The 15,095-nt window shown below is 61.9% G+C and carries 12 protein-coding genes; 10 read left to right on the forward strand and 2 right to left on the reverse strand.

Going from position 1 to position 15,095, the window contains the following annotated elements; genetic code table 11:
- Positions 1–50: 50 nt before the first annotated feature.
- The gene (locus tag AC3WN7_RS23920; protein WP_102675288.1) at positions 51–1,538 is read right to left on the reverse strand and encodes a gamma-aminobutyraldehyde dehydrogenase; all 1,488 of its coding nucleotides are present in this window, start codon (positions 1,536–1,538) and stop codon (positions 51–53) included.
- 102 nt (positions 1,539–1,640) lie between these two features.
- Entirely contained in the window at positions 1,641–2,555 is a 915-nt protein-coding gene (locus AC3WN7_RS23925) for a LysR family transcriptional regulator (RefSeq protein ID WP_007975056.1), read from the reverse strand.
- Positions 2,556–2,739: 184 nt separating this feature from the next.
- On the opposite strand from AC3WN7_RS23925, the gene AC3WN7_RS23930 reads away from it, so the two are divergent.
- The 10 genes from AC3WN7_RS23930 to lysS all read left to right on the forward strand — a co-directional run bounded on the left by AC3WN7_RS23930 (position 2,740) and on the right by lysS (position 15,075).
- Positions 2,740–3,432, forward strand: a complete 693-nt coding sequence (locus tag AC3WN7_RS23930) for a tellurite resistance TerB family protein (RefSeq protein ID WP_095965002.1) — start codon at positions 2,740–2,742, stop codon at positions 3,430–3,432.
- Positions 3,433–3,743: 311 nt separating this feature from the next.
- Positions 3,744–5,366 (forward strand): methyl-accepting chemotaxis protein, encoded by a 1,623-nt coding sequence (locus AC3WN7_RS23935; RefSeq protein ID WP_095965003.1) that lies wholly within the window; start codon positions 3,744–3,746, stop codon positions 5,364–5,366.
- Positions 5,366–5,902, forward strand: a complete 537-nt coding sequence (locus AC3WN7_RS23940) for a chemotaxis protein CheW (RefSeq protein ID WP_095965004.1) — start codon at positions 5,366–5,368, stop codon at positions 5,900–5,902. The genes AC3WN7_RS23935 and AC3WN7_RS23940 overlap by 1 nt, the downstream gene beginning before the upstream one ends.
- Positions 5,899–7,170 (forward strand): CheR family methyltransferase, encoded by a 1,272-nt coding sequence (locus tag AC3WN7_RS23945; protein ID WP_095965005.1) that lies wholly within the window; start codon positions 5,899–5,901, stop codon positions 7,168–7,170. The genes AC3WN7_RS23940 and AC3WN7_RS23945 overlap by 4 nt, the downstream gene beginning before the upstream one ends.
- A complete protein-coding gene (locus AC3WN7_RS23950; protein WP_095965006.1) occupies positions 7,167–7,847 on the forward strand; it encodes a chemotaxis protein CheW in 681 nt (226 codons plus the stop codon). The genes AC3WN7_RS23945 and AC3WN7_RS23950 overlap by 4 nt, the downstream gene beginning before the upstream one ends.
- Entirely contained in the window at positions 7,844–10,117 is a 2,274-nt protein-coding gene (locus tag AC3WN7_RS23955; protein ID WP_102675287.1) for a hybrid sensor histidine kinase/response regulator, read from the forward strand. The genes AC3WN7_RS23950 and AC3WN7_RS23955 overlap by 4 nt, the downstream gene beginning before the upstream one ends.
- Positions 10,114–11,124, forward strand: coding sequence for a chemotaxis response regulator protein-glutamate methylesterase (locus AC3WN7_RS23960; protein WP_095965008.1), 1,011 nt, complete (start codon positions 10,114–10,116; stop codon positions 11,122–11,124). Before AC3WN7_RS23955 ends, AC3WN7_RS23960 begins: the two co-directional genes overlap by 4 nt.
- Before the next feature lie 48 nt (positions 11,125–11,172).
- On the forward strand, positions 11,173–12,174 hold the full coding sequence (locus tag AC3WN7_RS23965) for a response regulator (RefSeq protein ID WP_095965009.1): 1,002 nt from the start codon (positions 11,173–11,175) through the stop codon (positions 12,172–12,174).
- A gap of 207 nt (positions 12,175–12,381) precedes the next feature.
- Positions 12,382–13,477, forward strand: a protein-coding gene (prfB, locus tag AC3WN7_RS23970; RefSeq protein WP_095965010.1) for a peptide chain release factor 2 whose coding sequence is annotated in 2 segments (ribosomal slippage) — positions 12,382–12,453 and positions 12,455–13,477 — 1,095 coding nt in all. Because the reading frame shifts where the segments join, the coding sequence is not laid out codon by codon here.
- Positions 13,478–13,572: 95 nt separating this feature from the next.
- A complete protein-coding gene (gene lysS, locus AC3WN7_RS23975) occupies positions 13,573–15,075 on the forward strand; it encodes a lysine--tRNA ligase (protein ID WP_102675286.1) in 1,503 nt (500 codons plus the stop codon).
- Positions 15,076–15,095: the final 20 nt, after the last annotated feature.

The following is a 15,095-nucleotide window of genomic DNA, read 5'->3' on the forward strand; positions in this document are numbered from 1 at the left end:
AGCTGCAAGGAACAGCGATCTGCTTTGGCTTGTAGCTTGTAGCTTGCCGCTTAAAGCTCCTGTCCATGCCGTGCCATGATGTGCCGCACCACGCTGTAGTCCTGAAGCGAATCGCTGGACAGGTCCTTGCCGTAGCCCGAACGCTTCAGGCCGCCATGGGGCATTTCGCTGACCAGCATGAAATGGCTGTTGATCCAGGTGCAGCCGTACTGCAGGCGCGCCGCGACCTGCATGGCCTTGTCGAGGTTCTGGGTCCAGACCGACGACGCCAGGCCGTATTCCGAATCGTTGGCCCAGTCCACCGCTTGTTCCAGTTCATCGAAACGGGTCACGGTGACCACCGGTCCGAACACTTCGCGCTGGACGATCTCATCGCCTTGCTTGCAGCCGGCCAGCAGGGTCGGCTGGTAATAGAAGCCGGCGCCGGAATGCACGGCCGCGCCGGTCACCCGCTCGATGTGCGGCTGGCCGAGGGCGCGTTCGACAAAGCTGGCCACGCGGTCGCGCTGGCGGGTGCTGATCAGCGGGCCGATTTCGTTGTCGGCGTCGCGCTTGCCGGCGAAGCGCAGGCTGCTGACGGCCGCGCCGAGCTCGGCCACCAGACGGTCGTGAATCCCGGCCTGGGCATAAATGCGGCAAGCGGCGGTGCAATCCTGGCCGGCGTTGTAGTAGCCATAAGTGCGCACACCTTCGACCACGGCCTGAATGTCGGCATCGTTGCAGACGATCACCGGAGCCTTGCCGCCGAGTTCGAGGTGGGTACGCTTGAGGGTTTTCGATGCGGCCTGGAGGATTTTTTGCCCGGTGACGATATCGCCGGTCAGCGACACCATGCGCACTTTAGGGTGGCTCACCAGGTGGCTGCCGACGCCTTCGCCACCCCCGCAAACGATGTTGATCACACCCCGTGGCAGGATCTCGGCCAGCGCGGGTGCCAGGGCCAGGATCGACAGCGGCGTGTGTTCCGACGGTTTGAACACCAGGGTGTTGCCGGCGGCGAGGGCCGGGGCGATTTTCCACGCGGCCATCATGATCGGGTAGTTCCACGGCGCGATCGACGCCACGACCCCGATAGGATCGCGGCGCACCATGCTGGTGTAGCCCGGCAGGTATTCGCCGCTGAGCTGGCCGGTCTGGCAACGCACGGCACCGGCGAAGAAGCGGAACACGTCGACCGTGGCGCTCAGGTCATCCTGGCGGGCCAGGTGCAACGGCTTGCCGCAGTTCATGGACTCGAGGCGGGCCAGCAGGTCGGCGTTTTTTTCGATGGCGTTGGCGATGTCCAGCAACAGGTTCGAACGTTGCTGTGGCGTGGTCCGTGACCAACCGGCAAACGCGCGGTGGGCGGCGAGGATCGCGGCTTCGATTTGCTCGGTGCTGGCTTCGGCGATTTGCGTGATGATTTCGCCGGTGGCCGGGTTGAGAATCGGCTCGACACAGCCTTGACCGGCGACTAATTCACCATCGATCAACAATGCGGTGAACAACGGGGTCTGCGCGCCAGCCATTTTTCGGGTTCTCTTTTCTTGTGTGGCCATGGTGTTCCCAGTGATTGGGACCCGGCCGTCTTATATAGATGTAACAAGACTAGTTCGCGGGCCCGAGGACAACAAATACTAAATACTGAAGGTGGCGTTCGATTAAATAGATGGCTTGCGCCCGCCATGGGGTTGTTCGCGGGCGACCGTCAGGAACGGGTCTACCAGCGCCGGCCGGGCCGTGCCGCGACGCCAGGCGAGGCCGACATCCAGGGTCTGGCTGAGGTCGGCAATCGGCCGCGCTTCGATGATGTCGCCCTCCAGCGACCACGGGCGATAGGTCATGTCGGGTTGGATCGATACCCCCAGGCCGGCGGCCACCAGGCTTCGCACCGCTTCGGTCGAGGCCGTGCGCAGGGTGATGCGCGGTTGCAAAGAGGCGGCTGACCACATGCGCTGGGCGTTGCGGTCCATTTCATCGACGTTCAGTTGAATCAATGGCTCGCGGGCCACATCGGCGAGGTTGATGCTGTCGTGTTCCAGCAAGGGATGCTGGGCCGGCAGCCATAGCCGGTGCGGCGAGTGGGTCAGCACTTCGGTCTGCAAGGCGTGACGGTCTTCGAGGTTGGAGAGGATCAGCACGCCGACATCGATCTCGCCGCTGACCAGCAAATGCTCGATGTACGGGCGCTCATCTTCCATCACGCGGATTTCCACGTTGGGGTAGGCGCGCTGGAAGCGAGTGAGCAAATCCGCCAGGTAGTAACCGGCCACCAGGCTGGTCACGCCGACGATCAATTGCCCGGCAACCTGGTCGGTGCTCTGTTGCAGGCTGCGCTTGGCGTTATCCACGGTGGCCAGGATCAAGTGCGCCTGGCGCAGGAATTGATGGCCCTGATGGGTCAGGGTCATGCCCTTGGCGTGGCGGCTGAACAGGCTGACGCCGATTTCCTCCTCCAGCTGCTGGATGGCCAGGGTCAGGGTCGACTGGGAAATGAACGCGGTTTGTGCGGCGGCGGAGATCGAACCGGTCTCGGCCACAGCGATGAAATGGCGGATCTGACGCAAGGTCATCATGGGGGGAGGCACCCGGTGGGCTGTTTTTATCGATTTGTTGGAGTGTATATCTTTTTTTTCGATGGTCAGCGCCAGGTGCCCTGGCGATGCAACATCTGGAAGCACTCTCGCGCACGGGGCGTCGGCACTTTCGATCTAGGCTGGTGCCCTTGATTTCAGGTTAAACGTCCTGTGGAGGCAGCAAATGAACACCCGTGGATTGCTCGATCAACTACTCAAGTCCGGCCAGGACCTGCTTCAGAACAAGACCGGTGGCTCACAGCAAAAGGGCGCGAGCGGTGGCACCGGTGCCCTCGGCAGTTTGCTCTCCGGCGCAAGCGGCGGGGCATTGGCGGCAGGTGCGATGGGCTTGCTGCTCGGCAGCAAGAAGGCCCGCAAGGTGGGCGGCAAGGTTGCGGTCTATGGCGGCCTCGCCGCGTTGGGCGTGCTGGCCTACAAGGCCTACGGCAACTGGCAGGCCCAGCAGGGCACTGCGCCAGAAACGGAACCGCAAACCCTCGACCGCTTGCCTGCCGCGCAAGTCGAGCAGCACAGCCAGGCGATTCTCAAGGCGCTGGTGGCCGCGGCCAAGGCTGACGGGCATGTCGACGAGCGTGAGCGCGCGCTGATCGAGGGCGAGTTCATCAAGCTCGACAATGACCAGGAGCTGCAACACTGGCTGCACGCCGAACTCAACAAGCCGCTTGACCCCGCCGACGTCGCCCGTGCCGCGCGCACGCCGGAGACCGCCGCCGAGATGTACATCGCGAGTGTGATGATGGTCGACGAGGAGAACTTCATGGAGAAGTCCTACCTGGATGAGTTGGCGCGGCAACTCAGGCTGGAGCCGGGGTTGAAGGCTGAGCTGGAGAAGCAGGTTCGCCAGGCTTCGATGTAATTGTGGGAGCTGGCTTGCCAGCGAAGGCGGTCATTCAGTCAGTAATCGGTTGTCTGACACGACGCTTTCGCTGGCAAGCCAGCTCCCACAGGGTCCTCGTTTTCAGCCACGCCACACCCCCAATGGCCGATCCGTCGCCCGATTCTACCCAATCACCCCTAACACCCATTCCCTCAATTAGCGGACAGTCCCACCCAGAGCCCATCCCGCCTTTTTTCAACGGGATGAGAAGTGGGTTGCATCTGTCTTATAAATGAAACACCGCCCTCGGCTATACTCCCCGCATTTCGAATCAGGCCCGAGGATTGACTGTGAAGAACTGGACGTTACGCCAACGCATTTTGGCGAGCTTTGCGGTAATTATCGCCATCATGCTGCTGATGGTGGTCGTCTCGTATTCGCGGCTTCTGAAGATCGAAAGCAGCGAAGCCAGCGTTCGTGAGGATGCTCTGCCCGGGTTGTATTACAGCTCGATGATCCGCGGCGCCTGGTCCGACAGTTATCTGAGGATGATGGGGATGCTGGGGCTGGAGCAGGGACAGGGCTTCACCGACAAGGATGCATCGGACTTCAAGGATTTTTCCGCGCGTCTGCAAGAGCAGATGGAGCTTTATCGTCAAACGATCACGACGGATGAGGACAAGGTCGAGTACGCCGCGTTTGAAACCATCCACAGGGATTACCACCGGATCCTGCTTGCCGTTGCCGAGTTGCATAAACGCAACCAGGACGCCGAAGCCATCAAGATGTTCAACGAAGAACTGACCCCGGTCTGGACGGCTGGTCGAATGAGACTCAGTGAGATTCTGCGTCATAACAAAGCGGTGGCAGACCAGGATGTTGCGGCCATCGATGATGCGGTGCTCACCGCAAAAACCATCATGGGCATTTCCCTGCTGGTGGCGGTGCTGGCTGCCGGTCTCTGCGGCCTGTTGTTGATGCGCGCGATCATGGCGCCGATGAACCGTATCGTGCAGATCCTCGAAGTCATGCGTACGGGCGATCTCAGCCGCCGTCTCAACCTGGAGCGCAAGGACGAATTCGGCGCGGTAGAGACCGGTTTCAACGACATGATGACCGAGCTCACCTCGCTGGTGTCCCAGGCACAGCGTTCATCGGTGCAGGTGACCACGTCGGTCACCGAGATCGCCGCCACCTCCAAGCAGCAACAGGCGACTGCCACGGAAACCGCCGCCACCACCACGGAAATCGGCGCGACCTCCCGTGAAATCGCCGCCACCTCCCGGGATCTGGTGCGCACCATGACCGAGGTTTCCACCGCCGCCGATCAGGCTTCCGTGGCCGCCGGCTCCGGGCAACAGGGCCTGGCGCGCATGGAGGAAACCATGCACTCGGTGATGGGCGCGGCCGATCTGGTCAATGCCAAGCTGGCGATCCTCAACGAGAAGGCCGGCAACATCAATCAGGTGGTGGTGACCATCGTCAAGGTGGCCGACCAGACCAACCTGCTGTCGCTCAACGCCGCCATCGAGGCCGAGAAGGCCGGTGAGTACGGGCGCGGTTTTGCCGTGGTCGCCACCGAAGTACGGCGCCTGGCGGACCAGACGGCGGTGGCCACCTACGACATCGAGCAAATGGTGCGCGAGATCCAGTCAGCGGTATCGGCCGGGGTCATGGGCATGGACAAGTTCTCCGAAGAAGTGCGTCGCGGCATGTCCGAGGTGCAGCAGGTCGGCGAGCAATTGTCGCAGATCATCCATCAGGTCCAGGCGCTGGCGCCGCGGGTGCTGATGGTCAACGAAGGGATGCAGGCCCAGGCTACCGGTGCCGAGCAGATCAACCATGCGCTGGTGCAGTTGGGTGATGCCAGCAGCCAGACAGTCGAGTCTCTGCGCCAGGCCAGTTTCGCCATTGATGAACTGAGCCAGGTAGCCGTCGGGCTGCGCGGCGGCGTTTCGCGATTCAAAGTCTAATGAGCGAAATCACGGCCAAGCGCTCTGCCGTGAAGCAGGCGCTGCATGCATTGTTTCTGGTGTTTCGCATCGGCAGCGAGCGCTATGCCTTGAAGGCTGTCGAAGTGGTTGAAGTGCTGCCGCGCCTGCCCTTGAAGCCCATTGCCCATGCCCCCGCCTGGGTCGCCGGGGTGTTCGCCTATCGGGGCGCCGTGGTGCCGGTGATCGACTTGAGTGCACTGACGTTTGGCGCGCCGGCACAGGCCCGTACCAGCACCCGGCTGGTGCTGGTCAACTACTGCCCGGATGGAACCGCCGAGACGCAGTTGCTCGGGCTGATTCTGGAACAGGCGACCGACACCTTGCGCTGCGATCCGGCGGATTTTCAGCCCTACGGCCTGGACAATCGCCAGGCGCCGTACCTGGGGCCGGTGCGCAAGGACGAGCAAGGCTTGCTGCAATGGGTACGGGTCAGTGATCTGCTGAACGATCAGGTGCGCGCCTTGTTGTTTCCTTCGCCGCCAATGGATCCGGCGCTGCTGGAGGTGCGGCCATGAGCAGCGATCAGCGTTTTTTCGACTTCCTCAAGGAGCGAATCGGACTCGACGTGACCTCGGTGGGGCCGGCAATCATCGAGCGGGCGGTGCGCCAGCGCAGCGTGGCTGCGCAAGCAGTCTCGGCCGATGAGTATTGGCTCACCTTGCAGGGCTCACGGGACGAGCAACAGGCATTGATCGAAGCGGTGATCGTTCCGGAAACCTGGTTCTTCCGGTATCCGGAATCCTTCGCCACCCTGGCGAAACTGGCGAGCAAGCGTCTGGCTGAAATCAACAACCTGCGCGCACTGCGGATTCTCAGCCTGCCGTGTTCCACCGGTGAAGAACCGTATTCAATCGCCATGGCGTTGTTCGATGCCGGACTCAAGCCGCACCAGTTCAAGGTCGACGGCATGGACGTCAGCCCGTTGTCGGTGGATAAAGCCAGGCGAGCCTTGTACGGCAAGAATTCCTTTCGGGGCGACGACATTGCGTTTCGCGACCGCCATTTCATAGCCGAAGGCGACGGCTATCGCCTGGACCCGCGTGTGCAGGAACAGGTGCGCTTGCAGGTCGGCAATCTGCTGGACCCGGCCTTGCTGGCCGGTGAACCGCCCTTCGATTTCGTGTTTTGTCGCAACCTGCTGATCTATTTCGACCAGTCGACCCAGAAGCAAGTCTTTGAAGTGCTCAAGCGCCTGACCCACGATGATGGCGTGCTGTTTATCGGCCCGGCCGAAGGCAGTCTGCTGGGGCGTTTGGGGATGCGCTCGATCGGTATCGCGCAGTCCTTCGCCTTCAGTCGACAAGGGGCTGCGGAGCCTGAACCCCTGCCGGCATTCGTTCCAACCCCCTTGCCTGTGCCGCAACCGCTGCGCAATCGACCTGTTGCGCCGGTGCGCAGTCGTCCGTTCGCCAGTGTCGTGCCACTGGCGTCTGTGCCGAAAACCTCTGGCACCGATACGGCCGTGCTGCTGGCGAACATCGCCGGGCTGGCCAACGAAGGTAAAAGCGCCGAGGCAAAGGCTGCGTGTGAAAGCTATTTGCGCAGTCATGAACCGGTAGCCCAGGTGTTCTATTGGCTGGGACTGCTCAGTGATGTTGCGGGAAACGTCCTGGAAGCCCAGGGCTTTTATCGCAAGGCGTTGTACCTCGAACCGCAACATCCCGAAGCGTTGATGCACCTGGCCGCCTTGCTGCAGGCCCAGGGTGACGCGGCGGGGGCCAGACGATTGCAGGAACGTGCCGCCCGCAGCGCACGCGCCGCCGACAGTGAGCGTAAACGATGATCGCCTCCGACACCTTCAGCGTCACCCGGGATGCCCAGGTCATCGACGATTGCTGGAACCGCATCGGTATCCACGGCGACAAGTCCTGCCCGTTGCTGGCCGAACATATTCATTGCCGCAATTGTGCGGTGTATTCGGCCGCCGCGACGCGTCTGCTCGATCGTTATGCCTTGCAGCAGCAAGAGCGCGGACCAGTGTCCGTCGGGCTCGAGAGTGAGGTGAAAACCCGCTCGTTGTTGATGTTCCGTCTGGGAGAAGAGTGGTTGGGACTGGCCACGCGCAGCCTGGTGGAAGTGTCGCCGTTGCAGGCGATTCACTCTTTGCCGCACCAGCGCTCCCGGGCCTTGCTCGGCGTGGCGAATGTGCGCGGCGCGCTGGTGGCCTGCCTGTCGCTGGTGGAGCTGCTCGGGCTCGACGGAACCAACAGTGTGGCACCGGGTGCGCGGGTCATGCCGCGCATGCTGATCATCGCGGCCCACGGCGGGCCGGTGGTGGTGCCGGTGGACGAAGTCGACGGGATTCACGCCATCGACGAGCATATCCTCGATAGCGCATCGCGCTCGGGGGCCCAGGCCAGCGCCAGATACACCCGTGGCGTGTTGCAATTCAAAGGTCGCAGCCTGCGTTGGCTGGATGAAGAACAGCTGTTGTCCGCCGTGACCCGGAGCCTCACATGACCCCCGAGCAAATGCGCGACGCCTCTTTGCTGGAGCTGTTCAGCCTGGAGGCCGAAGCCCAGACCCAGGTCTTGAGTGCCGGCCTGCTGGCGCTTGAGCGCGATCCGACCCTGGCCGATCAGCTTGAATCGTGCATGCGTGCGGCGCACTCGCTCAAGGGGGCGGCGCGGATCGTGGGCGTCGATGCCGGGGTCAGCGTCGCCCACGTGATGGAAGATTGCCTGGTCAGTGCCCAGGAAGGGCGCCTGTTGCTGCGCCCCGAACACATCGATGCGTTGCTGCAAGGCACCGATCTGCTGATGCGCATCGCCACGCCGGACAACAATCCGCAGGCCGCGGATATTGAGGCTTACGTATCCTTGATGGCACGCTTGCTGGATCCGACAGCACCGCTGGTTGCGCCTGCCGAACCGGTCATGGCCGAACGGATTATCTCCGAGCTCATGCTTGAAGCACCCGCGCCCGAGGTCGAACCGCCTGCGGCGCCCGCCCTGCGCAAGACCAAACGCACCACCGAAAATGGTGAACGTGTGTTGCGCGTCACCGCCGAGCGCCTGAACAGCCTGCTCGATCTGTCGAGCAAGTCCCTGGTGGAAACGCAGCGCCTCAAACCGCACCTGGCGACCATGCAGCGACTCAAGCGCATGCAGAGCAACAGCCTGCGAGCGCTGGAGAATCTCAACGTTCACCTCAAGGATCACGCCTTGAGCCTGGAAGCCCAGGAAGCCCTTGAGGATGCGCGGCGCTTACTGGCGCAATCCCAGCAATTGCTCATGGAAAAGAACGCCGAACTCGATGAGTTCGCCTGGCATGCCAGTCAGCGGGCGCAGGTGTTGTACGACACGGCGCTGGCCTGTCGCATGCGGCCCTTTGCCGATGTGCTGACCGGGCAGGTGCGCATGGTCCGTGATCTGGGGCGCGACCTGGGTAAACAGGTGCGACTGGAAATTGAAGGCGAGAAGACCCAGGTCGATCGCGACGTGCTGGAAAAGCTCGAGGCGCCGCTGACTCACCTGCTGCGCAACGCGGTCGACCACGGCATCGAACTCCCGGAACAACGCCTGCTGGCCGGCAAGCCGGCGGAAGGTTTGATTCGTCTGCGCGCTTCGCATCAGGCTGGTTTGCTGGTGCTTGAATTGAGCGATGACGGTAATGGCGTGGATCTGGAAAAAGTCCGTCGCAGTATCGTTGAACGAAATCTGTCCCCCGCAGAAACCGCCGCGCAGTTGAGCGAAGAAGAGCTGCTGACGTTCCTGTTCCTGCCCGGTTTCAGCCTGCGCGACAGGGTCACCGAGGTGTCCGGTCGTGGCGTCGGCCTGGATGCGGTGCAGCACATGGTCCGGCAGTTGCGCGGTGCGGTGGTGCTGGAGCAGACGGCGGGCGAGGGCAGTCGTTTCCATCTTGAAGTGCCGTTGACCCTGTCGGTGGTGCGCAGCCTGGTGGTGGAGGTTGGCGACGAGGCCTATGCCTTTCCGCTGGCGCACATTGAGCGCATGTGTGATCTGGAGCCGGCGGATATTGTGCAGGTCGAAGGTCGCCAGCATTTCTGGTACGAAGGCCGGCATGTCGGGCTGGTGGCGGCCAGCCAGTTGCTGCATCGCCCGGCCAGCCAGAACAGCGGGCAAACCCTGAAAGTCGTGGTGATTCGCGAGCGCGATGCGATCTATGGCGTGGCCGTGGAGCGGTTTATCGGGGAGCGGACATTGGTGGTGCTGCCGCTGGATGAGCGTCTGGGCAAGGTGCAGGACATTTCCGCCGGAGCCTTGCTAGACGACGGTTCGGTGGTGTTGATCGTCGATGTCGAAGACATGCTGCGGTCCGTGGAAAAACTGCTCAACACCGGGCGCCTGGAGCGCATCGCCCGCCACAGTAATCAGGTGGTCGAGGCGGCCCGCAAACGAATTCTGGTGGTGGACGATTCCCTGACCGTGCGAGAGTTGCAGCGCAAGCTGTTGCTCAATCGCGGATACGACGTGGCGGTTGCGGTAGACGGCATGGACGGCTGGAACGCATTGCGTTCGGAGGATTTCGATCTGTTGATCACCGACATTGATATGCCGCGCATGGACGGCATCGAACTGGTTACGTTGCTGCGTCGGGACAATCGCCTGCAATCGCTCCCGGTGATGGTGGTGTCCTACAAGGATCGCGAGGAGGACCGGCGCCGTGGACTGGATGCCGGGGCCGACTATTATCTAGCCAAGGCCAGTTTTCATGACGACGCCTTGCTCGATGCAGTGGTCGAGCTCATCGGAGGAGCGCGTGCATGAGGATTGCAATCGTCAACGACATGCCCATGGCGGTGGAGGCCCTGCGCCGCGCCCTGGCATTCGAGCCGACACACGAGGTGGTCTGGGTCGCCGGCAATGGCGCCGAAGCGGTGCGCCTGTGCGCCCAGGACACGCCGGACCTGATCCTGATGGACCTGATCATGCCGGTGATGGATGGCGTCGAGGCCACGCGGCGGATCATGGCTGAGACCCCGTGCGCCATTGTCATCGTCACCGTGGATCGCCAGCAGAACGTGCACCGGGTGTTCGAGGCCATGGGCCACGGTGCGCTGGACGTGGTCGACACCCCGACCGTCGGCGCCGGCAATGCCCAGGACGCGGCTGCGCCGTTGTTGCGCAAGATCATGAACATCGGCTGGCTGATCGGCGACAAGGGCAACCCCCCACGCCCGACGCTGGCGCCAATGCGCAGTTCGGGCTCACGCCAGAGCCTGATCGCCATTGGCTCATCCGCCGGTGGGCCGGCTGCGCTGGAAGTCTTGCTCAAGGGTCTGCCACGTGATTTTTCTCCAGCTATCGTGCTGGTGCAGCACGTTGACCAGGTGTTTGCCGCCGGCATGGCTGAATGGCTCGGCAGTGCCAGCGGCCTCAACGTGCGCCTGGCCGAGGAAGGCGAGCCGCCGCAAAGCGGCACGGTATTGCTGGCCGGCACCAATCACCATATTCGCTTGCTGAAAAACGGCACGCTGGCCTACACCGCCGAACCGGTCAACGAAATCTACCGGCCATCCATCGATGTGTTCTTCGAAAGCGTGGCCAGTTACTGGAACGGTGACGCCGTGGGGGTTTTACTCACCGGCATGGGGCGTGATGGCGCCCAGGGGCTTAAACTCATGCGCCAACAGGGCTACCTGACCATCGCACAAGACCAGGGCAGCAGTGCGGTGTATGGCATGCCAAAGGCGGCCGCAGCCATCGACGCTGCCGTGGAGATTCGCCCGCTGGACAAGATAGCGCCACGATTGCTGGAGATTTTCGCCAAATGAGCACATTTTTCCTCATTCCTGGCTCAAGTAGTACTCAGGTGACCGCACATGAATGAATTACAGCTCGACGACTTCAAGACCGACGAAAACGCCGCCATGGTGTTGCTGGTGGACGATCAGGCCATGATCGGCGAAGCCGTGCGCCGCGGCCTGTCGAACGAAGAGAACATCGATTTCCACTTCTGCGCCGACCCGCACCAGGCCATCGCCCACGCGGTGCGCATCAAGCCGACGGTGATCCTGCAGGATCTGGTCATGCCCGGCCTTGACGGCCTGAGCCTGGTGCGCGAATACCGCAATCACCCGGCGACCAAGGACATTCCGATCATCGTCCTGTCGACCAAGGAAGATCCGCTGATCAAGAGCGCGGCCTTTGCCGCCGGGGCCAACGATTACCTGGTCAAGCTACCGGACAACATCGAACTGGTCGCGCGCATCCGCTATCACTCACGGTCCTACATGACCCTGCTGCAACGGGACGCGGCCTACCGCGCGTTGCGGGTCAGCCAGCAGCAACTGCTCGACACCAACCTGGTCCTGCAACGCCTGATGAACTCCGATGGCCTGACCGGGTTGTCGAACCGTCGACACTTCGACGAGTACATGGAACTGGAGTGGCGTCGCTCGCTGCGTGAGCAGAGCCAGTTGTCGTTGCTGATGATCGATGTCGACTACTTCAAGACCTACAACGACAGTTTCGGCCACCTGGAAGGCGATGAAGCCCTGCGCAAGGTCGCCACGGCGATCAAGGAAGCCAGTGCCCGGCCTTCGGACCTGCCGGCCCGCTACGGCGGCGAAGAGTTTGCCCTGGTGCTGCCCAACACCTCCCAGGGCGGCGCGCGGCTTGTCGCCGAGAAGCTGCGCCAGACCGTGGCAGCCCTAAAGATCCCGCATAACTCGCCAACCGAAGGGTCGAGCCTGACCATCAGCATCGGCCTGTCGACCATCACCCCGAAAGCGGGCAGCAACTGCCGCGACCTGATCCTGGCGGCGGACAAGGGGCTGTATTCGGCGAAGAACAACGGGCGCAACCAAGTGGGGATCGGGTGACCACCACGCCCCTGTAGGAGCGAGCCTGCTCGCGATGGTCGTTAACGATGACGATGGCTATCTGAATAAACGCGGTGCCTGAGCGTTTCTCGCGAGCAAGCTCGCTCCTACAGGGACTTGGCATTTCGGCCAAGCGGACTGCCGTTTTCGGCTGTTTCCCGTTATACTCGCCGGCTTTCAAAAGTTCGCCAACGAGTGCTGCCCGTCATGGAAATCAACCCGATCCTGAACACCATCAAGGACCTGTCCGAGCGCTCCGAAACTATTCGGGGGTATCTTTGACTACGATCAAAAGCATGAGCGTCTGACCGAAGTCAATCGCGAGCTTGAAGATCCGAGTGTCTGGAACAAACCTGAATACGCTCAGGAGTTGGGCCGCGAGCGCGCTGCGCTGGCGCAAATCGTCGATACCCTGGACGAACTGAACACCGGTCTGGCCGATTGCCGCGACCTGCTGGACATGGCCGTCGAAGAAAACGACGAAGGTGCAGTGGACGATGTCGTCGCCGAGCTGGCCCGACTCGAGGAAAGTCTGGCCAAGCTGGAATTCCGTCGCATGTTCAGCCACGAAATGGACCCGAACAACGCCTACCTGGACATCCAGGCCGGTTCCGGCGGCACCGAAGCCCAGGACTGGGCCAACATTCTGCTGCGCATGTACCTGCGCTGGGCCGACAAACGCGGTTTCGACGCGACCATCATGGAACTGTCCGCCGGTGAAGTCGCCGGGATCAAGGGCGCGACCGTGCACATCAAGGGCGAATACGCGTTTGGCTGGTTGCGCACCGAGATCGGCGTGCACCGCCTGGTGCGCAAGAGCCCGTTCGACTCCGGCAACCGTCGCCACACCTCGTTCTCCGCGGTGTTCGTCTCGCCAGAGATCGATGACAAGGTCGAAATCGAAATCAACCCGGCAGACTTGCGGATCGACACCTATCGTTCCTCGGGTGCCGGTGGTCAGCACGTAAACACCACCGACTCGGCCGTACGTATCACCCACGTACCGACCAATACCGTGGTCAGCTGCCAGAACGAACGTTCCCAGCACGCCAACAAGGACACCGCCATGAAAATGCTGCGGGCCAAGTTGTACGAGCAGGAAATGCAGAAGCGCAACGCGGCGTCCCAGGCGCTGGAAGACACCAAGTCCGATATCGGCTGGGGTCATCAGATCCGTTCGTACGTGCTCGATGCCTCGCGGATCAAGGATCTGCGCACCAACATCGAACGCAGCGACTGTGACAAGGTGCTCGATGGCGACATCGACGAATACCTGGAAGCGAGCCTGAAGTCCGGGCTGTAAGTTACTGACACACCGCGATCCCCTGTAGGAGCCGGCTTGCCGGCGATCCCCGGCCGCAGGCCGGGGAAAACGAACCAGATGGAATATTTAAAGACATGAGCGACCTAGAACTCGACCCGCAAGCCCTGCAACAGGAAGAAAACTCCCTGATCGCCCTGCGCAAGGAAAAGCTTGCTGCCGAGCGCGCCAAGGGCAATGCCTTCCCGAACGACTTCCGCCGCGAAAACTACTGCGATGCACTGCAGAAACAGTACGCGGACAAGACCAAGGAAGAGCTGGCAGAGGCTGCGATCCCGGTCAAGGTTGCCGGTCGTATCATGCTCAACCGTGGCTCGTTCATGGTGATCCAGGACATGACCGGTCGTATCCAGGTCTACGTCAATCGCAAGACCCTGTCCGAAGAAACCCTGGCAGCGGTGAAAACCTGGGACATGGGCGACATCATTGCCGCCGAAGGCACCCTGGCCCGTTCCGGCAAGGGTGACCTGTACGTTGAAATGACCAACGTGCGCCTGCTGACCAAATCCCTGCGCCCGCTGCCGGACAAGCACCACGGCCTGACCGACACCGAACAGCGCTACCGCCAGCGCTACGTTGACCTGATCGTCAACGAAGACGTGCGCCAGACCTTCCGCGTGCGTTCGCAAGTCATCGCCCACATCCGCAGCTTCCTGATGAAGCGTGACTTCCTGGAAGTGGAAACGCCGATGCTGCAGACCATTCCGGGCGGCGCGGCAGCCAAGCCGTTCGAAACCCACCACAACGCGCTGGACATGGAAATGTTCCTGCGCATTGCGCCTGAGCTGTACCTCAAGCGCCTTGTTGTCGGCGGGTTCGAGAAGGTGTTCGAGATCAACCGCAACTTCCGTAACGAAGGCGTTTCGACTCGTCACAACCCTGAATTCACCATGTTGGAGTTCTACCAGGCCTACGCCGACTACGAAGACAACATGGACCTGACCGAAGAGTTGTTCCGTGAACTGGCGCAGCTGGTTCTGGGCAGCACCGACGTGCCGTACGGCGACAAGGTGTTCCACTTCGGCGAGCCGTTCGTGCGCCTGTCGGTGTTCGACTCGATCCTCAAGTACAACCCCGAGCTGACCGCTGACGACCTGAACGACATCGACAAGGCTCGCGCCATCGCCAAGAAGGCCGGCGCCAAGGTGCTGGGCTTCGAAGGCCTGGGCAAGCTGCAGGTGATGATTTTCGAAGAGCTGGTCGAGCACAAGCTGGAACAGCCACACTTCATTACTCAGTACCCGTTCGAAGTGTCGCCGCTGGCACGTCGTGATGACGACAACCCGAACGTCACCGACCGATTCGAGCTGTTCATCGGTGGTCGTGAAATCGCTAACGCCTACTCCGAGCTGAACGACGCGGAAGACCAGGCCGAGCGTTTCATGGCCCAGGTGGCCGACAAGGACGCCGGCGACGACGAAGCCATGCACTACGACGCCGACTTCGTGCGTGCGCTGGAGTACGGCATGCCGCCAACGGCGGGTGAAGGCATCGGTATCGACCGTCTGGTGATGCTGCTGACCAACTCCCCGTCGATCCGCGACGTGATCCTGTTCCCGCACATGCGGCCGCAAGCGTAAGTGTTTCAATTAAAAAACCG

The organism is Pseudomonas sp. FW305-70 (assembly GCF_058783925.1).